Genomic DNA, 21071 nt, shown 5'->3' on the forward strand with positions numbered 1-21071 from the left:
ATTTATATTCAGAGATAAACTTTTTTAGTTACAGGCTTGATTCAAGACCGCCTGAACCAGGACATTACAACCGGCATTAAGATCTTCCGGTGAGGCATTCTCTGCCTCATTGTGGCTGATACCATTCTCACATGGCACAAACACCATGCCTGTTGGGGCTACACGAGAGATATAGCAGGCATCATGGCCAGCACCACTGACGATGTCACGGTGACTGTAGCCAGCATCAACAGCAGCCTGACGTACGGATTCAACGCAACCTGTATCAAATGGTACTGGTGGCGAGTACCAGATCTCTTCAAACTTCATTTCCAGGCCCTGCTCATCAGCAATTTTTGCGCTCACTTCGCGTAGCTGTTGATCCATCTTAGACAGTACTGCATCATCCGGATGGCGGAAATCAATGGTAAAGAATACTTCACCCGGGATCACATTACGGGAGTTCGGGAACACCTGCATCAGGCCGACAGTTGAACAGGCATTAGGCTGATTAGTTAAGCCGATCTGATTCACTTCATCAATGATCTGAGCCGCACCCAGCAGCGCATCTTTACGACGCAGCATTGGGGTCGGACCGGCATGTGCTTCCTGGCCGGTCAGAGTAACTTCATACCAACGCTGACCCTGAGCATCTGTTACTACGCCGATCGTAGTTTCCTCTTCTTCAAGAATAGGTCCCTGCTCAATATGCGCTTCAAAGAACGCTTTTACCGGACTGCCTAAGTCATGCTCACCGGCATAACCGATACGCTGCAGTTCCTCACCCATGGTTTTACCATCCAGATCAGCCCTGCTCAGGCCATATTCCAGATCAAAAACACCTGCAAATACGCCTGAAGCAACCATTGCCGGAGCAAAACGGGATCCCTCTTCATTGGTCCAGATAGAAGCCTCAACGGGGTGGTCCGTTTCAATATTGTGGTCATTCAGGGTACGGATAACTTCAAGGCCTGCCAGCACACCATAAACACCATCAAACTTACCACCGGTAGGCTGAGTATCAATGTGACTGCCCATAACGACAGGTGGCAGATCATTATTCTTACCAGGACGGCGGGCGAAGACATTACCCATTTTATCAACACGAACGGTACAACCTGCATCCTCACACCAGGATACGAACAGATCCCGGGCCTGTTTATCCAGATCAGTCAGAGCGAGACGACAGCATCCCCCCTTTTCGGTACCACCGATCTCTCCCATTTCCATCAAACTGTCCCAAAGGCGCAGCTTATTTGTTGTTATGTTTTTCATCGCTGAATAGCTCCTTTCTTGTTGTCTTGGCTATGCCCCTGGCAATACAGGACTACCGAATATTTACCACACGGTAAAAGTTAGACTATTTTTACCACTTGGTCAAATATTTTTATATAGAGGACATTCCCCATAAATTCAAATAGTTATATGAATAAAATATAAATAAAGCCTGTTAGATAGCGTTTTTATCGAAGGGAAAAGTCAGTTTTGCATATTAGATATTAATAAAAACGCATAACTTAATACTGACGAACTATGAACAGATAAGATTCAGATAAGTGATCACTTACCCTATTACAAACAAGCCAGAATCAGAGACTGACCAGATGACCCAGCTTTCGCTGTTTGGTTTTCATGTAGCCCAGATTCTGAGCTTTATAAGCCACCTGAATAGGTAACCTCTGAGTAACTAAGATCCCCAGCTCCTGGAGCCCTTGTACTTTTTCCGGGTTATTAGTTAACAACTGAACCCTGCTGATATCTAACGATTTCAACATGCTAGCTGCGATAGTGTAACTACGGCCATCAACGGGTAAACCCAGTTCCAGATTCGCGTCGACCGTATCGAGCCCCTGATCCTGTAACCGGTAAGCTTTAAGCTTATTACTCAGGCCGATACCACGACCTTCCTGACGCAGATAGATTAAGATTCCGCAGCCAGCTTCGCTGATGACTTGTAATGACTGTTCAAGCTGCTCACCACAGTCGCAACGCTGGGAACCAAACAGATCCCCTGTGGCGCACTCAGAGTGGATTCTTACAATCGGAGCGAAGTCTTCCGAGGGGTCTCCCATCACCAGCAAAATATGTTCTTTAGCGTCATCCTGATCGGTAAATACCGTCATGCTAAACTCGCCATACTCTGTTGGCATAGGCACGGTGACAGATTGAGAATAACCTGATAATTTGGTTTCAGTACACATAACGACCTCTTTGCAGTCAGCTCTGATATTGTTCCCCTGATCCCTGATAAAAAAGTCAGTACCGTACCGCCGGCTCGGACGGTGGTACGGTACTTAGCTCAAACCTTACTTGGTAAATTTAGGGATGATGTGCTTACCGTATTTTTCTACGATATTTTCCTCATCTCCGTTATCCAGATAGATATTGAATTGAGTGGTACCTGCCTCTTCCAGCTGCTTCAGCTTAGAGATATGGTCATCAACAGTACCCAGAACACAGAACTCATCAACAATATCTTCAGTGATAAAATCCAGGAACGGGTTATCACTCTGGCCATGCTTCGAGTAATCATAACCCTGACGGTTTTTGATATAAGAGGTCAGACTTTCTGGCACAAGGCCACTGTCGTCGCCGTACTTTTCAACGATATCTGCAACATGATTACCGACCATCGCAGGGAACCACTTAGTCGCTTCAAGGCAGCGCTCTTTAGTACCAAAGTAAGCCGGAGCAGAAGCGATTACCTGATAGTTACTCATATCACGGCCAGCTTCCTTACCCGCTACGATCGCCTGATCTTTAAACCACTGAACCAGCGCTGGCGAACCGATCTGGAGTACTACACCATCACCAACCTCACCGGCGGTTTTCAATGCTTTAGGACCATAAGCACCGATATATACAGGCAGCTCATAGCCTTCAGCCCATGGGAATTTAACCGGTGCCGGACAATCGCCATACTGCACCTCTTCACCGCGAACCATCGCCTTAACTTTGGTGGTAAATTCAGCAACCCGCGCCAGGTTAGCCGGCTTTTTACCCAACACCCGGACACCACTATCACCACGGCCCAGACCGACATGAAAACGACCATTACTCTGCAGTGCCATGCTGCCAAACAGGCTGGCGGCCTGTGACCAGTCACGGGCATTAGGATGAGTTACACATGGGCCGAAGCTGATCTTAGAGGTATGCTCCATACACATAGCCATAGCAGGATAAGACTCACGCCACAGTACATGGGAGTCGTAGAACCAGCAGTGTGTAAAGCCGGCGTCTTCTGCCTGTTTTGCCAGGTTACGCGCGCGCTCAGGGCTGATAAAACCTTTAAATGTAATACCGAAATCCATAATTATTCTCCTAGTCAGGACTGTATTGTTTTTTTTGTGTAGCTTTTATAGGTAACTCTTAATGATCAGGCGCCCAGATCTTCACACCGGCGTGGGAGAACGGAACCTTCTTGGAAATATTCAGACGAATCAAAATCGGGGTAATCGCTTCTATGCAGCGGGCATTAACCGCAGGGCCAGCGTTATATGCCTTCACATCCAGGCTTGAGATCAGGTCCATGACCTTCTCTTTCGCTGCAAGGTTATTACCACACACCAGAATGTCGCAGTTAATGGCATGATCCAGCTTATTCAGCGTCGCGGCTGACACATTGTGCAGCGCTCCAACAACCGGAATTTCATCACCCAGCAGAGCCTGAGCAGCTTCAGTTGCTGAACCTTCAGCTGGCATATCCACAGCCTTAGGATCACCGTCAGCCAGTGGCACAACGATATCGACCAGAATTTTGTCAGACAGCTCACCCTTAATGGCTTCGAGGGTGGCATTGTGAGCAGAGAAAGGCACAGCCAGAATCACAATCTCATCAGCCGCGGCGGTCGCAGCAGCATTATCTGCACCGCTGATAACACCGGAGATACCCGGTTGCAACGCATTCAATTCGACTGCGATTTCTGCAGCGCGTGCACCGTCACGTGAACCAAGCGCCACATCAACACCGGCAGCGGCAAAACGAAGCGCCAGCCCTTTACCTTGTGGTCCAGTGCCACCCAAAATAGCAATTTTCATCTGAATAGATCCTCTTGTTGTGGTCGTACAAGATCGAGAGCGGAGCTTTCACTCCTTTCCCAGTCGACGCCTTTAAAAATCAAAACCGGCATTTTGCCGTCTTTACTCATCAATAAACCGGACGCCGCCGCAATCTCATCCGCCAGGGCTGGTACGGTCACAGACAGTACTCGCCCGTATGCATCTTTCTCACCCGCCAGATCAACTTTACTGGGTACATTAGCCAGACCGATTGCGACATTGACCAATCCCATCCGCCAGGGGCGTCCAAAGGTATCGGTAATAATGACGCCGAGCGTTTTTCCACTAGCCTCTTCTAAGTCCCGACAAATGTTTCGGGCACTGGCATCAGGGTCTTTCGGCAACAGGATTACATTTCCGGGCTCATCAACATTAGATTCATCTACCGCTGCATTGGCGCAGATAAATCCCAGTCGATGTTCGGCAATAATGGTGCCTTCAACCTGTTCAGGTCGTTTAGAGGCCCGGACTACTCTTGTGGACTCTGATAAAACAACTTCAACTTTGCGGGGGTCTTTTTCTAATTTCTCAGACAGCTCAATTGCTTCTGCCGAAGGGTTTATATCATTAAGGTTTACTATCTGACCTTCTGATTTTGAAACGACCTTATGGGCAATAACGATAATATCGCCATCATCGAGGCACATATTATTTTTATCCAGGGCGGCCATTATGTTTTCTGAAAGATCATCACCAGGTTTAATATCAGGAATACCTGGCAAGGCTTTAATTATTACGTCAGAACAACTCAGGTTATTCATAAAAACCTCTTATGCCGTTTTTTTATCAAAAGTAATATCAATTTTTTGCAGATCTTCGGGACGATCCACATCAAAAGAGAGACGTTCCAGGTATAACCTTTTAGTCTGCAAACCGAGCTCAAAAGCGGTTAGCAGATGGACCTGGCTGGAGTTTGGACCATAGCTGAACGGAATAGCGTCCGGTGGTGATGTCAGCAGAGCGTTGCTGCCTCCATCATATGATGGGCACACTATGACCGAACGCTTACTGCGTGGATAACTCAATAAACAGTCCAGCTCATGAGCGTCCAGCTTTTCGATATCACCAGGCACTATCAGCTGTGAATCGAAGTTGCGCTGTACATTAAATTCAGTGGCAGAACTGACCGCAGCGTTAAGGCCAGACAGCTTATCTTCAAGTAAAACCTCCGCCCCTAAAGATTCAGCAATAGATTTAATTCGGGTAGATTCTGTTACAACTAACAAATCATGTTCCGGATAAGTATCTTTAAAGAACTGAACATTTTGTTCAAAAAGAAAAACAGCTAGGTTTTTGCGCTGATTTCGGCTTAAAACCTTTGCAAGTCGCTGCTTAGATCGCTCAGGGCTCTTCATAGGAATGACAATACAGGTTTTCATTTATTCACCCCTAAGCTACAGAATTTAATAAATAATCGGACTGACTTCCCTTATCATATTTTTTAACTCTGTTATCAGAGTCAGCATCCATACTGTCTTTGCAGGCAGCCTCATATAAATGAATAATCGTTTCAGAAAGGCGTACCTTATTAGCCCGCGTCACCATCAGGGTATCGGTAGCTAAAACATGATTAACTTTTTCCGCCAGTTGCGGCACAAAAGTACGATCTAACTGATCAATTATCAGGGCATCGATTACACCATGGTAAAAATCGGCCACTCCTGAAACATCACTGCGATATCCAAGAGCCTGCATCATCCGGTCTGCTGGCCCCTTAACCGTCTCGCCAGCAATAATAGGTGATACAGCAACCTTGAAAGCGGCACTTTGTGCAAGCGCTTCCGATATACCCGGCACTGACAGAATAGGATTGATACTGACAACCGGATTGCTCGGCGCTATAACAATGACATCGGCCTCAGCGATGGCTGCCAGGGTTTCCCGGGTAGCTGAAGCCTGTTCAATACCACTGACCCGGACATCGATCACTTCCGGTAAACATGACCATTTAACAAAGTAATCCTGAAAAGCGATCCAGCCATCTTCAGTTTTTACCTGGGTTTGAATGCAATCATCCGTAGGCAATAAAATAGGAACTTCTACGCCGTATGATCCGGCAATCCTGGAGGCTATGTCTGTTGGCCTTACACCCTGCTGCCTTAATCCGGTCCTGAATATATGGGTAGCAAAATCTTTATCACCCAGATACATCCAGGTATCTGCACCCAGTTTGTTAAGATTGTTGAGGACCTGATTACTTTCATTCTTCAGCCCCCAACCCTTCTCTTTATCAATCTCACCGGCCAGAGTGTAGGTCAGGGTATCGATATCCGGAGAAACCCAGAGCCCGTGGAATTCCTGATCATCCGCCACGTTGCCAATAATCTTGAAGCTCTCTGCGTGGCGACTATTAGCAAAGCCTTCAGCCATTTTTGCACCGCCTACGCCACCAGAAAGCAGCAGGACTTTAATATCTGATGAATTGTTCATGCGAATACCCCGCTGGTTGCAATCAGCTGGAAGCCCGACTGGCTTTCTGAAGTCACACCTGATGCAGCGTAATCATCGAAACGCTCAACGACGCCATACAGGGTATTTCTGCGCACAGGATCCCTGCCCGCAGCGGAAATCATCCGAATCATGTCCTTAGGCACAATCTCCTGACCATGCTTACCACCGGCAGCTCTGGAGATGCTTTCATTCATCAGGGTTCCGCCCAGGTCATTCGCGCCGGACCTGAGCATCTGCTGAGCATATTCAGGCCCCAGCTTGACCCATGACGCCTGAATATTATCGATCCAGCCATTTAGCATCAGACGGGATACGGCATGCATGCGGATATTTTCTTCAGCAGTCGGACCAGGCCTGACATTAGGTGTGTTGATATACAACGGGGATTCATAATGAACAAAACCCAGGGGGACAAACTCAGTAAAGCCACCGGTTTGCTTCTGTATCTTGCGGATCGTATTCAGGTGCGCAGCCCAATGCTTAGGCTCATCGATGTGGCCATACATAATAGTTGCTGTGGTCGGCAGACCCAGCTCATGAGCGGTGGTAATAATTTCAACCCACTGCTCTGTCGTGAGCTTATCTTTGGTAAGCTGCTTACGAATTTCTACATCCAGAATTTCAGCGGCAGTACCTGGCATTGAACCCAGGCCGTGATCGATCAGGTCCTGAATAAACTCAGCTACGGACACTTTACTCTTAAGTGCACCAAACCAGATTTCGAAGGGTGAGAAAGCGTGGATGTGAATTTCAGGAACCCGCTTTTTAATCGCTTTTAGAATGTCCCGGTAATGACTGCCCTTAATATCCGGATGCAGCCCACCCTGAATACAAACCTCTGTCGCACCTTTATGCCATGCTTCCTCCGCCCTGTTAGCAATCTCTTCCAGATCCAGAAGCTCGGCCTGCGCATCATCTTTACGCTTAGCAAAACCACAAAACTTACAGCCCATATAGCAGACGTTGGTGAAATTAATATTGCGGGTGATAACAAAACTGGCTTCATTACCTGTAGCTTTCTGACGTAGGTAGTCCGCTGTTGCCACCAAGGCATCCAACTCGTCACCTTCGGTATTGAACAATGCGATCGCATCGCTTTCTTCCAACTCCTGACCATTCAGGGCACGACTGAGAATTTCACCGATACGTTTTTCGATACCGGAAAACAGGTTAATCAGTGATTGTTTTTCTGATTTTTCACTATCCAGACTTAATACACTCGGAGCATTCATAATTCTTTCCTTAACCTTGTTTCGATGCCATATAAAAAAAGACTTGGCTTTCTACAAAGGCACTGCAGCAAATCTGCCGCAACGGTGTTGAACAAACCGGTAGGGAATAGCGATCAATTACGAAGTGATATTCAGAGAATGCAGCGGTCTCTTCCGTTCTCTTACAGGCTTTCTCTTGCTCGCCTGCTGCTGCAATCTCCGGTAGCTGATGAAGCCGTTCTAGCTTTATGCCCATCAAACCCAGTCTCCGTATTTATTTTTATTCTCGATATAAGGTTTGTACCAACAAACTTTTTACCAAACGGTAAAATAAATACTAGACCAATACTTACCAAATGGTCAAGAAAAAAAACAAAGCAACTAGACAACGTCAATAAATCTGTCGATAGAACAGGTTAATCAATTGTTTCTAAACGATTTAAAGAGAAAGCCCTATGAAAAACCTAACTGCAAGCTGGTGTAGCCAGGGGCGAATCAGATCAAAAAACGCTAATAGAAGAGAACTCTGAACAGTCGAAGTCTGTTTGAAATTGTCAGGCTTCAGAGGTTTTTTGAATAATCAGGGGAGGATGTAACAAGCAGATACTGGGGTGTGTAGCCGGAGATAAAACTCAAAAACGGAGGTACAAGGCTATTGGATGCATATTTTATCCATCCATAGCCTTGCTCTTTAAGGGCTTACTTCAAGCCAATACCTTTAATAATGACATGAGTAAGAAAATCGGTAGCAGCTTGAAAATCTTCCTGCTCCAATTCATCCTTACCCAGTGACAGCTGTACCTGAGAAGAAAAGTCAGCATAAGTCTGGGTTGATGACCAGATCAGGAAAAACAGATGATATGGGTCGATAGGATCCAGCTTGCCTTCTTTTATCCAACCTTTCACCAACCGCACATCTTCTTCCAGTGCCGGCAGAACGTGAGATTTCAGGTGCTCTTTTAGAAAAGGAGCGCCGTTGATAATCTCTATCGCAAATACCTTCGATGCGTTCGGGTTGCTTCGGGACAGCTCAACCTTACCTCGGATATAGTTACGGAGCATTTCAGCCGGGTCCTCGCCCTCCTGCGTCAGGAGCACCATCTTTTCAACCCACAAACCAAGAATGTTCTCCAGCAACCGATGATAAAGTACTTCTTTTGAAGAAAAGTAATAGAGTAAATTTTGCTTCGACATACCTGCCTTTTCGGCGATAGTCTCGACAGCAGTTCCGTTATAGCCATTCCGGGAAAAAATGTCCTCAGCTGCACGAAGAATTGTTGCTTCATGCTCCTCTCTGATACGAGAGCGCCGACGAGGTTTCTTTATCACTGCTTCATCCAATGAATTTGGCATTATATTTTAATCCACAAGTAAACTTTCTATACGCCCAATATTTTACCATATGGTAACTATATTATTATAACAATTACTCACGCTTTAGGCGCACCAATATTAATCATTAAAGTACCTTCCTCTCTGTACTTTTAACTGAATTGACAGTTATCAGACATACTTGCGCCTGATAGGTCCCCCTGTAAACTTCATCTGGGGTTCAGCTCCTAGACTCTGCAATTTTTAGGCTGTCGTGGTTTTGGGACTCTCTATTAACCGCCGCTCGTCCCGAGGAGGAAGCCCGAAGTAGTCTCGGTAGCACTTGCTGAAGTGTGGTGCAGAAACAAAACCGCAGGCCAAGGAGACATCAACCACAGATTTGTCGGTCTGAAGCAAGAGCCGACGAGCGCAGTTGAGTCGTAGCTCCATGTAATACCGGGTGGGAACGCATTGCAGGTATTTCTGAAACAGACGTTCCAGCTGGCGTCGGGAAACACCTACCAGTTGGGAGAGCTCATCGACACTCATGGGTTCCTCTATGTTTGCTTCCATCAGGGAAACCACTTCTATTAACTTCGGTTGACCCGTGCCCAATTGTAGCTTCAGCGGCGTACGCTGGTGATCGTTTTTGCCACGGATCCGGTCGCACATGAACTGTTCAGATATATTGGCTGAGAGCTTGCCGCTGTGGGTATCGGTGATTATCCTCAGCATCATATCTAAGGCGGCACTACCGCCTGCACAAGTATAACGGTCACGGTCAACTTCGTAGAGTTCGTCGCTCACCTGGAGCTTTGGGAATTCCTCACGCATGCTTGCAAGATTTTCCCAGTGGATTGTGCAGCTATAGCCATCCAACAGACCAGAACGGGCGAGTAGATATGCTCCTGAGCAGAGGCCGCCGAGTTTGACCCTCTTACGCTCCAGACTGCACAGGTACTTTTGCAGCATTTTTGAAAAACAACCTGATGCGTCCACACCAGAGCAGACGAAGAGGATGTCCAGTTGAGTGGCATCATCAATGGAGTGGTTGGGTGCGATCATCAGCCCATTGCTGGCTGCTATAGGATCCCCGTCCATAGTGATGACCAACCATTCATACAGCTTTTTTTCGCTTAGCCTATTGGCCATTCGAAGCGGCTCAACGGAATTGGTGAAAGCGATCATCGAATACTTCGGCATTAATAAAAAACCGAAACGAAGGGGCTGTTGCTGAGGTTTCATATGTTCTCATAAGCAGAGTGGCCAAAAAATTGAATTCACCATGCTGCAGTCCGTAGCTTTAAAAAAAGGATCTAGATAATCTCGGGCAATCACTCGCGTGCACACCCCTGACGGCAAACTACCGCCATTAGTTAAAGATCCAACTCGGGCGTTTCTTGCTGCCACTGAGTCGTGGCCAATTTTACTCGATTCACAGTTTCCACCTTATCTCACCAACAAGACACCAATAATCAGCATACTGACTATGTGAATGTATTTCAATTACCTCGCGACTTCCTTTGTCTACTTCCTAAACATCACAGTTGTAAACACAAGGAATCTACGGTCAAGTAAAAAGAATATTGGTAGCGTTTCTCTTGATTTCTTCGGCCACGGCACTCAGCTCTTCGGTGACGATGGTGATTTGAGTATTCATATCGCTTACTGAATTAATCTTCTCCGAGATGTTATGCAGGGCGCTGCTCGCCTGCTCTACCCGGTTGTGCAATTTATTAATCATGGCCTCAATCTCGGTGATTGACGCCTGATGCAGCTTGTAAGTGTACGAACTTCATCGGCAATAACCGCAAATCCTCGCCCCGTATCCTTAGCCCCTACTGCTTCGATCGCAGCGTTGAATGCAGCCTTTTCCACAGGATGTAATAACTCTGGATACAAGCTTAGATCGTAATATTACAATCTAATTAAATTCAATTAGCTGACCCTAATATATTTTCACCCCCTCTCAGCTGAGCCTCCAGGTAGCTGACACATACTCTCAACTTGGCAGATGTTTCTAACCTGGACGGATAGACTGCATAGATATCCGCCCTCTGCCGGTATTCAGGCAACACATGCATCAATACCCCCTTATGTAAAAGTTCTTCAACATTCCAAACTGAGCGCAATAGGATGCCATGACCGTTTAAACACCACTGCCGGGCAACATCACCATTATTAGTTGATAAAACCGTACCGGGCTTAACTGACTCCACTCCTTGTGGGCCCTCGAGTCGCCAAAGACCATAGCCCTGATCACGTTCTCGAATGCCGATACAGTGGTGCTCCACCAGATCGTCAGGCCGTTGCGGTACGCCCTGTTGTTTCAGATAGTCTGGCGCCGCGCAAAGCAGTCGGTAGTTAGATGCAAGTTTGCGTGCAATCAAATGTTGCGGCAATGCACCACCTACTCTAATCTCCAAATCGAACCCTTCAGAAACGGGGTCTATCGGACGGTCAAGCAGCTCCAGATCGACTTGTAATTCAGGATATTCAAAAACCAGTTGAGACACCAACGGAGCAATACACTGACTGCCAAAACCAGTACTACTGGCAATACGTAATACCCCTTTTGGAATCAGTTTATCCTGACTGATTTCAGCATTCATCTGATCCATGTTTTCAAGCATCCGCTGCCCCCAGTTAAAGGCAATCTTGCCCTCCAGCGTCAAACTCATATGACGAGCCGATCTTAAAAACAATCTGATATTGAGGTTTTTCTCAAGTAAAGCGATCCGTTTACTGACGTAGGCAGGAGATACACCTAAAAGATCAGAGGTAGCAGTAAAGCTGCCCAGGCGAGCAGCAGTTATAAAGACTCGTATGTCTTCTAGCGGCGGTAGCTTCTTCACGATATGTATTCTATAAATCAACAATAAAGCAATATAAACACGCAACGTGTTTTTGTAAAATAGAAACAATCATACATTTTGAAAATCCATTCACCACAATATAAGGGCCTCGAATATGGTTTCAGTTAATATTGCAGTCATCCCCGGAGATGGTATCGGAAAAGAAGTAATCCCTGAAGGAATCCAGGCTCTGGAAGCTGCTGGACGAAAACATGGTATTAATTATAACTGGACTGAATTTGACTGGTCATGTGAGACTTACCATAGAACTGGTCGTATGATGCCTGAAGATGGAATAGACCAGCTAAGTAAATTCTCCGCAATCTATCTTGGTGCCGTTGGCTTCCCAGGGGTGCCAGATCATACCTCTCTCTGGGGACTGCTTATCCCTATCAGGCGTGCCTTCGATCAGTACGTCAACTTACGTCCCGTCAGGTTATTTGAAGGCGTTCCCTGCCCGCTCGCCAATAAAAAACCAGGCGACATTGATTTCTATGTAGTTCGTGAAAATGTTGAGGGGGAATATTCTGCTATAGGCGGTATCCAGTACGAAGGTACTGAGCATGAGATAGTTTCTCAGCAAAGCATTTTCACCCGCAGGGGTACTGATCGAATTCTGAAATATGCTTTCGATCTAGCCCAAAGCAGATCAGCTAAACATCTTAGCTCAGCTACAAAATCCAACGGGATTATCCACTCTATGCCATTTTGGGACAGCCGTGTAGCCGAGATAAGTAACGCCTATCCCGACGTAAAAGTTGATCAGTACCACATAGATATACTTACCGCTAACTTCGTTCTGATGCCCGAGCATTTCGATGTTGTTGTAGGCTCAAACCTGTTTGGTGATATCCTTTCCGACCTAGGTCCGGCTTGTACCGGCACCATCGCGATCGCCCCTTCAGCAAACATATGCCCAGAAGGTGATTTCCCCTCAATGTTTGAACCGGTACACGGCTCAGCCCCCGACATTGCGGGGCGAGGCATTGCCAATCCTATCGGTGCCATCTGGTCTGGTGCAATGATGATGCAGCACTTAGGCCACCAACAGGTGCACGACACTATGATGAGTGCAATTGAAGTTGTCTTGAGAGAAAAACATAATCTAACTCGAGACATGGGCGGCAAAGCCAGTACACGAGAACTAGGCCAAGCAATTATTGACGCTATCTGACCTTCATAAATACTAAGTTCAAAAGGATCTCACCGAAAAAAAATACAGGGGGAGGGTGCTTATTTTTTCACAAAAAACAAGTCCGATAGTTCTCTGGATCGATATAACATTGAGCTGCACTACTCAGCCCGGTAAACATCAAACCGTAGAAAGAACCCACTTAGTACAACATAAGCCGTTCAGAGTGGCTCTTTGGGCTTTAAGATACTTAGGGAATAGCTTACTGACATACCCTCCCCTTAACTAGCTAGTTAAGGAGGAGGGTATGTCATCTCGAATCAAAAGCCCAAGGTTACAGCTGCAAACAGAACAAGCGCTCCTGCTTTTCTAAAGCTAAATATTTTAACCAATTCGCACGAAGTTTCGATCTTATTGAGTTAAGTAATACGTTTAGCCATGATTCACTCTTATCATTATATCCTGCATAAACTCTCAACAGACTAGAATATAGTCGCCATGAAAATAATCTTAATAGGTATACTAATGTTTTTTTTCAGTTAGGTTTCACTTTCTAATAGTAGAGTAAAATTATGATTAATGAACAGCGAGGCCAATCATGAAAACTCTCACTATTCCAAGTATATTTATAGCAACCGCACTCATAGCACCTATCCAGACACAAGCTGGTCTTATGCAGCTAGGGCACAATACAGCTGAACAGAACGGAAAGGTTATAGTTGTAGATGAAAAGAAAAAGACTGTTAATCCTCACAAATTCATGTGGGATGAAGATCTCTATACACAGTAATATGCAAACATAAAAAAAACCACTTTATAAGTGGTTTTTTTATAAACGATAACAAAATAAATCTGAACACAATTTTCTATCTTAAAATTCCAGCCTCGCACGAATATCTAAGTATAGAAAATCATGAAATAGGATAGGACAATTTCAATCCTATCAGCTGATAGAACTATTTATTTAATTTCGTATATCGTAGTCAACCAGCTTGTTGCTAATAATCCGGATAACTCTGGACATTTCCCTGGCTAGATTAAGCAGCAGCAACCCAAAATCGATTGGGAATATTTCGTGGAGTTCATAAAACAGTGTACTGGATACCTCAAGAACAATGCTATCTTGACCAGCTTTCGCACTGCCTGTCCGGTCGTGAAGCCCAATCATCGCAACAAATCCAATTTCTTCTCCAAACACGTAGTCTCGAATATACGTACTTCTCCCCTCGTGATATTTGAAGAATGGTATAGCACCTTTCAAAACAACATAGAAACAGTCGCAACGGTCTCCATACTCAAATAAAAAATCACCTTTTTCCAACTGTAGGACTTTTCCCTCATCAAGCAGATACTTTATCGCCTTTTCTGATACAGCACCAAGCGTCGAACACTCCTTGAAGTAGCTAATTCCAAACTCTTCTATCAATTGGCTGCCTATCAAGGTACGCATTTCCAGCTCCCGGATCGAAGCGCAATCCAGCACGGACTGTCGTAGTGGTAAGTATAGGATAGAAAGTAAGTCTTGAAGATATGGCGGCACTAGAACGTAGACGACCGAAGACCGATCGCTATCGGCAAAGCTGAAGTGGTGTTCCATTGCCGCTCCCTGACTGAATGTAGTGATGCGGGTTATGCCACTTTTAGAAACTTATTCGCAGTTTCCTTAGGGAAATGGGATGGACTCCTCCTATCGGCATCTATGTGCCAGATTAGAAGTATACGACTAATCAATGAGAGGGAGTCCACATGAACATTATGGAATCGGCTTGAATTTAGCAAAGAATATTATTGAAGTATTTGGGGTTGATGCTCAGGGTAAAGAAGTTCAAAGCAATACCCTCAAACGAAATAAAGTCCTGGAGTTCTTCTGTCAATTGGAGCCCTGTATTGTTGAAATTGAAAGTTGTGGTGGCGCTCACTACTGGGCACGTAAGCTGAGTAAACCAGGTCATGGGTGCGTATGGTGGCCCTCAGTTTGTCGCACCGTATCGCAAAGGCAGCAAGAATGACCGTAATGATGCCGAAGCAATCTGTGAAGCTGCAGGCCGTACAAACATGCGATTTGTCCCGGTCAAAAACGAGGAGCAGCAAGCTATTTTGACCGTGCATCGAGCCCGCTCCCTGCTGATTGGAGAGCGAACTGCATTGGTTAATCAGGTTAGAGGATTTCTGACGGAATACGGGATCGTGCTGCCGCAAGGGCATAGTCAGGTTCGTTCTCAGCTTCCGAGTATTTAGGAGGATGCTGAGAATGCATTACCGTATCTGGCCCGAGAAGTCTTTGCCGATCAGTATGCGCGCCTGTGTGATCTGGATCAGTTCATTCTGGGCTACGACCGCAAGATCGAAGCCTTGGCTAAGGACCAGGAAGAAACAAAACGCCTGATGCAGCTGGAAGGCATTGGTCCTTTAACCGCAACGGCTCTGGTCGCAACAGTGGGTAATATCAAACAGTTTAAAAACGGTCGACAGTTTGCCGCCTGGCTGGGGCTGGTTCCCCGGCAATGGTCATCTGGAGGAAAAGCACGACATGGCCGGATTACCAAGCGCGGCGATGTCTACCTGAGAACACTGCTGATACACGGTGCACGAACGGTGATGCGCTACCTGGAGCAGAAGGATGATCGCAAAAGTCTGTGGGTTAAAGCGGTTAGGGAGCGACGCGGATTTAACAAAGCGGCAGTCGCGTTGGCAGCCAAGCATGCTCGAATTTTATGGGCAATGTTATCGAAAGGTACCGAATATCAATTGGTAAGGGCCTAATTAGAACGAGTTGAAGGTAATTGCAACGAGAATAGTATGATGGCATAACAGGTTGAACCGACGTCAGCAAAACCTGAGTTCGCAGTGGGCCTTTAAGGCCGGTAGGGAAATGAGGAGCTGGCGGGCGGATCTCCATCAGGGTCCGAGCTAAAAAGTAGCTCACTAAAGAGAGCGGATACAAGCGAGCAGTTAAACCGGAAATGTCAGCCATTAAACTCTTGCCAAACCGGGGGAGTCCATACAAACAGGCGAATAAGTCACTTATGTTCTATACAGGATATTGAGCGTCAAAATGCACGAAAGGCAGTCCATAAAAATGTCTAGACCTTTTCACACAGCCTGACACTGTAGAGAGCCGTTCTAGAACCGCCCGGTGGCTTTCAGATCTATTCGTTAACGATTTTCGGCATACAATCAGTATGCCTGTAATTAGCGTGCCGCTTGGATGCGAAGCCTTAACCTCTAATCGTTCGGATAACCAGAAGCCTAATAGACTTGTTCACAGCTTCCTCATCTAACATTTTCATAGTTATTAACAAGGCCGATCAACTACTAATAATCATCATTTCCTGCTCAATAATATAACCTTTCTTAATTCTTGCTTATAAGGATTCTACTAACGAAGTAAACCTAACGTTGAATAAAATAAAGCCCCACCAATAACAAGATCATACCCAAGATTCTAGACGGCGTGACCTCAACAACCAAAGCACCGAAAAAACCAAAATGGTCGAAAATTAAAGACATTAATAACTGACCGACAATTGCTGCCGCCAGCATGTTAGCTACACCAATTTTCGGCATCAGATAAAGCATACCGCTAACAAAAAACACACCTAAAAAACCGCCACTATATAAATACCAGTCAACTCCCGCGATACGCTTCCAATCGGGCAAACTAGCCTGAACAAACAACAATACGCTTATACAGGCAATTGATCCGCCAAGATACGAAACCAATGTTGCTTGCATAGGATGAGTTAGGGCGACTCCTAAACGAGCATTAAGAGCCCCCTGGATGGGCAATAAAGCACCAACGGCCATCGCAATTGATAATAACCCCCAATTCATAACCACCCTTTAAATAAATACACGTAATGTTTACCCGACAAACTTCTTCGATATCCTAAGTAACCTACTAACAACTCCCATGCCCACTGACCACTCTATAGCCCGCAGTGAAATCAATATACTTACTAACAGCTTCTCAAAAGTGCTTTAAGTGATTCAATGCAAGGATCGATTGATGGTAATCTGAGTGCTAACAGAGCTGTTAATAACTACAACACCATTCGCTTCTCTGATTAGCTTATTTCAATCAGTATTACGGCAACTATGTGATCAACGGACCCCTTTCTTTCACTCCACTTCTGTTACCGAAGAACTATCCATTTTCACACATGAAGCTCTATACCAATTAAGATAACTTCCTAGATATTGCTTCAGGTTGATAATGCTGTTTGGCAGGCTTTTAAATTTAGCGTGTTTAGTGAGAAGCACACCCAATCAAAGGACCATCATGAAGGCAAAAAGATATTCTTAAGACTCTTTTACCCCCACCCTCAGTATCCATCAGGGGCCAAAGAAGCCTTGAAACCATCAAGATCAGGGGACATTTTTATCTGACAACTTAAGCGCGAGTTATCTTGAACATCGAAAGCCAGCTCCAGAAGATCAGCTTCCTCATCGTTTGGCGCAGGAATTCGACCAAGCCACTCATCATCAACATATATATGGCACGTGGCACAAGCACAACAACCACCACATTCAGCTTTAACCGGCAATCCTGCCTCACGCACAATTTCCATGATTCCCCAGCCGTCCTCGGCAGCCAGCTGGTGATCTGCACCATTTCTGTCAGTAATAATAATATTCATGTTAGCCCCGCTATAGCTCACGCCTCTACCGTTATATTGAGACGCTTAGTAATTTAATTGTTATCTAAGAAAGATCCATTACAAGTATTTATAAGCACATATCTGCTCATGCGCACATAGTCAGTATACTGATCTTATTTAGAATCTACCACAACCAACAAAGCAGTTCAACCAAATCATCCTTATGACCCTTTATGCTCAAATATCAACCAACCCCGATCCACTCTCAGAGATATTCTGCTACAGCACCGCTACACGGTGAACGAACAGAAACCGGGGCTTTATAAGATAAAGACATTTGACAGTCGAGAGTTAATCAGTACACTGTTTACTCTACTTAGTTAGTAAAACAAGCCCTGAACATTTAGACACTGTTTCTTCGTTAACTACCGGAAATCTACTGTATAGTATCAGTATGTAGATTCTGAAAACTAACGATTACGAGAGATATCAATGTGGCTGACACAAACATCGAAGGAAACAATAACCCCATGCCTCTATGGAGACGCCCCGGCTTTCTGATTCGCCGTACTCACCAAATCCACCAAACCCTCTTCCTTAAGGAATGTTCGGAATATAATTTGACACCTATACAATACGGAGTGTTAACAGGCCTATTAGAAAACCCTGGTATTGATCAGATTACCTTAGCCCGTGAAGTAGGTATTGACAGAACCAATGTTGCTGACGTTCTACAGCGCCTTGAAAAAAGAAAGCTAGTCGTAAGAGAGACTGCTGAACATGACCGCAGAATGAAGCTGGTCAACCTCACCGCAGAGGGGAGAAAAATTCTGGCTGATATGTATCAAGCCATGATGAATACACAACAGAAGCTTCTGGCGCCTCTCAACGAGCAAGAACAAGAACAGTTCTTAGACTTGCTTGTTCGCCTTGTTAATGAGAACAATCATCTCGGACGCACTGACTTCAAACTCAAAAAAATTGATATGTGAGATAAATATTAATAATATATGGCCTTAAGACAATGACACCAATGCCTTATTTAAAAATTGTTTTGGACATAAATCTATCTCATCCAATTGACCTCCATGACTTTATTAATCCTCTTTTAGCAGAGAGAGGTTAACCCGAGAATGCTCATATAAAGCTAACTCTAATTCCACCAATTCAAATCTAAATAGTGGAATAAAAAGTGTTATTTCAATTCAGTTACTGACACAGTCCGATAGTTTAAAACCCCGAACTATCCGAAAAACCAATTCTCAAGTGCTGAGATATCTCAGCACCTTTAAGTAAACACAACTGACCAGTACAACCATTTATCCAGCACTAACTTCTTCAAAACCTATCCTGCCCTAACAAAAAAGACAATTAATGAATAAAATTATAGACCTAATAAAAGAACACCGATCTATTAGAAAGTTTACAGAACAAGAAATCCCAGATAACACGGTGAGTGAACTCATTCTAGCAGGCCAATCAGCTGCGACATCCAGTTTCATTCAAGCCTGCACCGTAATTCAAGTAAAAGATACTCGTAATCGAGAATTAATAGCAGCAATGGCTGGCAACCAAAGCTATGTATCATCAGCCCCTGTATTTCTTGTATTTTGTGCAGATTTTCATCGCCTGTCGCTTTGTAGTAAAAAACACAAGCAGGACATGCTATCAGGCTTCACCGAACAGCTAATCACTGCGACAGTTGATACATCACTATTTGCTCAAAATACAGTCATCGCAGCTGAGTCATTAGGCTTAGGTAGCGTCTATATTGGCGGTATTCGTAATGACCCCCATGCTGTAAGTAAACTCCTGGAACTGCCAGAAAATGTCTACCCAGTATTCGGCCTGTGCCTAGGCTATCCTGATCAAAATCCTGAAATAAAGCCACGCTTGCCACTTGAACTAATTTTCAAGCAAGAGAAGTATTCTTCAGTGAAAGACAACCAACTCATTAACGACTACGATGAAGTTACCCTGAAGTACTACAAGACTCGAAATGAGAATAATAAAATTGAGCCTTGGAGCAAGCAAATGAGCGCAATGCTAAGCAAAGAATCTCGCCCTCATATGAAAAATTTTCTTGAACAACAGGGATTTAAATGCAACTAATACTACAATCACCTGAACATCAGATGGTATTCCCCTTTTTATTACTTCATTATCAGCGTCTCTAGACTTTGACATTAGCTCCCAGCGCTTTCCGAAGAATTCGGATATCGAAGCAGTTATACAAGCCTCCGAACGAACCATCCCCTGGGATTACACGACGTATAGAGATATCAAGCAGGCTATTTCACTTACTTAAACTCTACTACTGAAATAGCGAGCCTAGTTGATAGTGAAGCAGCAGGATACTAAGATAAAATAGCTTCAGGGAGAGCTACGCCAGCCTACCGAGGAAGGTCACGCGAATTATAGCCCGGGTATCGATCCATTATTGATAGTATTCTAGTGAGATAAACCACAGAACAAAGTGATTAACCGTTCAGTAAAATCAACCCTCTTAAAGCTATGGTTGGCAGGACTTTCTGATAATTTATTAGCAAAAGTATTATAATAATCCATAGCAACGTAAATCATAATTCTGCATAAATTATTTAAATCCGATTGAACATCTAACCCATCAAAAACAAAAACAAAAGAATATTTTAAACTTGCTAAATATACTTAATAAATTAGCAGAAACTTTCATTACACGAAGAAGTTTTATTCAATCACCCCTGCAAGGCAAGAGTATAACAGACAATCATTATTGACTAGAAAAGTTGACTTTTAAATCCACCACTAATAATCGTAAAAAGCTAGTGACCTAATTCTTTTATATAACTAAATCACTAGCCGCTGGAATGCCATTTAACAACAAGGTCGCAGAATATAAGATCAAAATTTGATCACGACCAGGGAGATCAAATAAGCAATGTAATACAACGCCCGAGGGCGCTGTATTACAGGTTTTATAACTAAACAGGATAAACTAAAGAATTATCTAATTGCAAATCGTCATAGACACAAGCACGCTTTTTGAGCTTAAGCTCTCCAGCCTCTACGACAAATGTGTCAATGTATTGACCTACCTGATGGGTCGTTGTTTCCGGCTTATCGTGAAGTGTTTGCATCAACATATAGTTAGCCGATGCTGTAATTTCACCACCTTCAATTTTTTCAACGAAGGTATTAGTAATAAAATGTCGTAAATAACGCGGAGCAAACATTGCTGTGTGAGCGATAGCAACTGCACGATCTCTCATCATCGCCCGGCCTTCGCAGTAGATCAATCCGACTGGAAGGTCATTTTCATAGTTCTCTCTACCAGTAACAATATAGAACGCATCGGACGTAAAGAAAGAAGGCCAATCAGTTAAAGTGCCATCATCAAGCACACGAGCGTATTCATTGTTAAAGTGAGTAACAAGCACCGATAGCGCCTGCGTGTCTTTATCTTTTACCAGCTGTTCAAGATTCATAATTA

General features: G+C 44.6%; 22 protein-coding genes and 1 pseudogene. 6 read left to right on the plus strand and 17 right to left on the minus strand.

The window, feature by feature from the left end; translation table 11 throughout:
- Window positions 1-24 precede the first annotated feature (24 nt).
- The 8 genes from ACQUQM_RS13660 to cofH all read right to left on the minus strand — a co-directional run bounded on the left by ACQUQM_RS13660 (window position 25) and on the right by cofH (window position 7721).
- Entirely contained in the window at window positions 25-1254 is a 1230-nt protein-coding gene (locus tag ACQUQM_RS13660; RefSeq protein WP_432470451.1) for a Zn-dependent hydrolase, read from the minus strand.
- Window positions 1255-1568: 314 nt separating this feature from the next.
- Window positions 1569-2180: a GTP cyclohydrolase II gene (gene ribA, locus ACQUQM_RS13665; RefSeq protein ID WP_432470452.1), complete on the minus strand. Its 612-nt coding sequence runs from the start codon at window positions 2178-2180 to the stop codon at window positions 1569-1571.
- Between the two features lie 105 nt (window positions 2181-2285).
- Window positions 2286-3290 carry a TIGR03842 family LLM class F420-dependent oxidoreductase gene (locus tag ACQUQM_RS13670; protein WP_432470453.1) on the minus strand — a complete coding sequence of 335 codons (1005 nt, stop codon included), beginning with the start codon at window positions 3288-3290 and terminating at the stop codon, window positions 2286-2288.
- A gap of 58 nt (window positions 3291-3348) precedes the next feature.
- Window positions 3349-4017, minus strand: a complete 669-nt coding sequence (npdG, locus tag ACQUQM_RS13675; RefSeq protein WP_432470454.1) for an NADPH-dependent F420 reductase — start codon at window positions 4015-4017, stop codon at window positions 3349-3351.
- A complete protein-coding gene (gene cofE, locus ACQUQM_RS13680; protein ID WP_432470455.1) occupies window positions 4014-4799 on the minus strand; it encodes a coenzyme F420-0:L-glutamate ligase in 786 nt (261 codons plus the stop codon). Before cofE ends, npdG begins: the two co-directional genes overlap by 4 nt.
- Window positions 4800-4808: 9 nt before the next feature.
- Window positions 4809-5417, minus strand: coding sequence for a 2-phospho-L-lactate guanylyltransferase (gene cofC, locus ACQUQM_RS13685; protein WP_432470456.1), 609 nt, complete (start codon window positions 5415-5417; stop codon window positions 4809-4811).
- Between the two features lie 10 nt (window positions 5418-5427).
- Window positions 5428-6468 (minus strand): 2-phospho-L-lactate transferase, encoded by a 1041-nt coding sequence (gene cofD / locus ACQUQM_RS13690; RefSeq protein ID WP_432470457.1) that lies wholly within the window; start codon window positions 6466-6468, stop codon window positions 5428-5430.
- Window positions 6465-7721, minus strand: a complete 1257-nt coding sequence (gene cofH, locus ACQUQM_RS13695) for a 5-amino-6-(D-ribitylamino)uracil--L-tyrosine 4-hydroxyphenyl transferase CofH (RefSeq protein WP_432470458.1) — start codon at window positions 7719-7721, stop codon at window positions 6465-6467. The genes cofD and cofH overlap by 4 nt, the downstream gene beginning before the upstream one ends.
- A 24-nt stretch (window positions 7722-7745) precedes the next feature.
- On the opposite strand from cofH, the gene ACQUQM_RS13700 reads away from it, so the two are divergent.
- Window positions 7746-8120 (plus strand): hypothetical protein, encoded by a 375-nt coding sequence (locus ACQUQM_RS13700; protein WP_432470459.1) that lies wholly within the window; start codon window positions 7746-7748, stop codon window positions 8118-8120.
- A 279-nt stretch (window positions 8121-8399) separates the two neighbouring features.
- On the opposite strand, the gene ACQUQM_RS13705 is transcribed toward ACQUQM_RS13700, so the two are convergent.
- From ACQUQM_RS13705 to ACQUQM_RS13725, 5 genes are all read right to left on the minus strand, one after another.
- Window positions 8400-9053, minus strand: coding sequence for a TetR family transcriptional regulator C-terminal domain-containing protein (locus ACQUQM_RS13705; RefSeq protein ID WP_432470460.1), 654 nt, complete (start codon window positions 9051-9053; stop codon window positions 8400-8402).
- A 222-nt stretch (window positions 9054-9275) separates the two neighbouring features.
- Window positions 9276-10256 (minus strand): GlxA family transcriptional regulator, encoded by a 981-nt coding sequence (locus tag ACQUQM_RS13710; protein ID WP_432470461.1) that lies wholly within the window; start codon window positions 10254-10256, stop codon window positions 9276-9278.
- 325 nt (window positions 10257-10581) lie between these two features.
- On the minus strand, window positions 10582-10755 hold the full coding sequence (locus ACQUQM_RS13715; RefSeq protein ID WP_432470462.1) for a hypothetical protein: 174 nt from the start codon (window positions 10753-10755) through the stop codon (window positions 10582-10584).
- Complete coding sequence (locus ACQUQM_RS13720) at window positions 10752-10889, minus strand: methyl-accepting chemotaxis protein (protein WP_432470463.1); 138 nt, start codon at window positions 10887-10889, stop codon at window positions 10752-10754. Before ACQUQM_RS13720 ends, ACQUQM_RS13715 begins: the two co-directional genes overlap by 4 nt.
- Before the next feature lie 56 nt (window positions 10890-10945).
- Window positions 10946-11935 (minus strand): LysR family transcriptional regulator, encoded by a 990-nt coding sequence (locus tag ACQUQM_RS13725; protein ID WP_432470464.1) that lies wholly within the window; start codon window positions 11933-11935, stop codon window positions 10946-10948.
- Window positions 11936-11981: 46 nt separating this feature from the next.
- Between ACQUQM_RS13725 and ACQUQM_RS13730 the strand changes: the two genes are divergently transcribed.
- Together ACQUQM_RS13730 and ACQUQM_RS13735 are read left to right on the plus strand one after the other, a co-directional pair.
- Window positions 11982-13040 carry a tartrate dehydrogenase gene (locus tag ACQUQM_RS13730; protein ID WP_432470465.1) on the plus strand — a complete coding sequence of 353 codons (1059 nt, stop codon included), beginning with the start codon at window positions 11982-11984 and terminating at the stop codon, window positions 13038-13040.
- A gap of 556 nt (window positions 13041-13596) precedes the next feature.
- Window positions 13597-13788, plus strand: a complete 192-nt coding sequence (locus ACQUQM_RS13735; protein WP_432470466.1) for a hypothetical protein — start codon at window positions 13597-13599, stop codon at window positions 13786-13788.
- Between the two features lie 174 nt (window positions 13789-13962).
- Here ACQUQM_RS13735 and ACQUQM_RS13740 read toward each other — a convergent pair whose 3' ends face one another.
- On the minus strand, window positions 13963-14595 hold the full coding sequence (locus ACQUQM_RS13740; RefSeq protein WP_432470467.1) for a Crp/Fnr family transcriptional regulator: 633 nt from the start codon (window positions 14593-14595) through the stop codon (window positions 13963-13965).
- A 133-nt stretch (window positions 14596-14728) separates the two neighbouring features.
- Here ACQUQM_RS13740 and ACQUQM_RS13745 point away from each other — a divergent pair.
- Window positions 14729-15761, plus strand: a pseudogene (locus ACQUQM_RS13745) (IS110 family transposase).
- A gap of 630 nt (window positions 15762-16391) precedes the next feature.
- Here the strand turns inward: ACQUQM_RS13745 and ACQUQM_RS13750 are convergent.
- On the minus strand, window positions 16392-16832 hold the full coding sequence (locus ACQUQM_RS13750) for a DMT family transporter (RefSeq protein ID WP_432470468.1): 441 nt from the start codon (window positions 16830-16832) through the stop codon (window positions 16392-16394).
- Between the two features lie 491 nt (window positions 16833-17323).
- Window positions 17324-17638, minus strand: coding sequence for a 2Fe-2S iron-sulfur cluster-binding protein (locus tag ACQUQM_RS13755; protein WP_432470469.1), 315 nt, complete (start codon window positions 17636-17638; stop codon window positions 17324-17326).
- A gap of 455 nt (window positions 17639-18093) precedes the next feature.
- On the opposite strand from ACQUQM_RS13755, the gene ACQUQM_RS13760 reads away from it, so the two are divergent.
- Both ACQUQM_RS13760 and nfsA read left to right on the plus strand, forming a co-directional pair.
- On the plus strand, window positions 18094-18591 hold the full coding sequence (locus ACQUQM_RS13760) for a MarR family winged helix-turn-helix transcriptional regulator (protein ID WP_432470470.1): 498 nt from the start codon (window positions 18094-18096) through the stop codon (window positions 18589-18591).
- A 382-nt stretch (window positions 18592-18973) separates the two neighbouring features.
- Window positions 18974-19711, plus strand: coding sequence for an oxygen-insensitive NADPH nitroreductase (gene nfsA, locus ACQUQM_RS13765; protein WP_432470471.1), 738 nt, complete (start codon window positions 18974-18976; stop codon window positions 19709-19711).
- Window positions 19712-20562: 851 nt separating this feature from the next.
- Here the strand turns inward: nfsA and ACQUQM_RS13770 are convergent.
- Entirely contained in the window at window positions 20563-21066 is a 504-nt protein-coding gene (locus tag ACQUQM_RS13770; RefSeq protein ID WP_432470472.1) for an aromatic-ring-hydroxylating dioxygenase subunit beta, read from the minus strand.
- Between the last annotated feature and the right edge of the window lie 5 nt (window positions 21067-21071).

It is taken from the genome of Amphritea sp. HPY (assembly GCF_050870985.1).
Lineage (GTDB): Bacteria > Pseudomonadota > Gammaproteobacteria > Pseudomonadales > Balneatricaceae > Amphritea.

Excerpts from the sequence above, each read along its gene's own strand:
- ACQUQM_RS13660 (WP_432470451.1), bottom strand. The coding sequence starts at position 1,254 with ATGAAAAACATAACAACAAATAAGCTGCGCCTTTGGGACAGTTTGATG.
- ribA (WP_432470452.1), bottom strand. The coding sequence starts at position 2,180 with ATGTGTACTGAAACCAAATTATCAGGTTATTCTCAATCTGTCACCGTG.
- ACQUQM_RS13670 (WP_432470453.1), bottom strand. The coding sequence starts at position 3,290 with ATGGATTTCGGTATTACATTTAAAGGTTTTATCAGCCCTGAGCGCGCG.
- npdG (WP_432470454.1), bottom strand. The coding sequence starts at position 4,017 with ATGAAAATTGCTATTTTGGGTGGCACTGGACCACAAGGTAAAGGGCTG.
- cofE (WP_432470455.1), bottom strand. The coding sequence starts at position 4,799 with ATGAATAACCTGAGTTGTTCTGACGTAATAATTAAAGCCTTGCCAGGT.
- cofC (WP_432470456.1), bottom strand. The coding sequence starts at position 5,417 with ATGAAAACCTGTATTGTCATTCCTATGAAGAGCCCTGAGCGATCTAAG.
- cofD (WP_432470457.1), bottom strand. The coding sequence starts at position 6,468 with ATGAACAATTCATCAGATATTAAAGTCCTGCTGCTTTCTGGTGGCGTA.
- cofH (WP_432470458.1), bottom strand. The coding sequence starts at position 7,721 with ATGAATGCTCCGAGTGTATTAAGTCTGGATAGTGAAAAATCAGAAAAA.
- ACQUQM_RS13700 (WP_432470459.1), top strand. The coding sequence starts at position 7,746 with ATGCCATATAAAAAAAGACTTGGCTTTCTACAAAGGCACTGCAGCAAA.
- ACQUQM_RS13705 (WP_432470460.1), bottom strand. The coding sequence starts at position 9,053 with ATGCCAAATTCATTGGATGAAGCAGTGATAAAGAAACCTCGTCGGCGC.
- ACQUQM_RS13710 (WP_432470461.1), bottom strand. The coding sequence starts at position 10,256 with ATGAAACCTCAGCAACAGCCCCTTCGTTTCGGTTTTTTATTAATGCCG.
- ACQUQM_RS13715 (WP_432470462.1), bottom strand. The coding sequence starts at position 10,755 with ATGATTAATAAATTGCACAACCGGGTAGAGCAGGCGAGCAGCGCCCTG.
- ACQUQM_RS13730 (WP_432470465.1), top strand. The coding sequence starts at position 11,982 with ATGGTTTCAGTTAATATTGCAGTCATCCCCGGAGATGGTATCGGAAAA.
- ACQUQM_RS13735 (WP_432470466.1), top strand. The coding sequence starts at position 13,597 with ATGAAAACTCTCACTATTCCAAGTATATTTATAGCAACCGCACTCATA.
- ACQUQM_RS13740 (WP_432470467.1), bottom strand. The coding sequence starts at position 14,595 with ATGGAACACCACTTCAGCTTTGCCGATAGCGATCGGTCTTCGGTCGTC.
- ACQUQM_RS13750 (WP_432470468.1), bottom strand. The coding sequence starts at position 16,832 with ATGAATTGGGGGTTATTATCAATTGCGATGGCCGTTGGTGCTTTATTG.
- ACQUQM_RS13755 (WP_432470469.1), bottom strand. The coding sequence starts at position 17,638 with ATGAATATTATTATTACTGACAGAAATGGTGCAGATCACCAGCTGGCT.
- nfsA (WP_432470471.1), top strand. The coding sequence starts at position 18,974 with ATGAATAAAATTATAGACCTAATAAAAGAACACCGATCTATTAGAAAG.
- ACQUQM_RS13770 (WP_432470472.1), bottom strand. The coding sequence starts at position 21,066 with ATGAATCTTGAACAGCTGGTAAAAGATAAAGACACGCAGGCGCTATCG.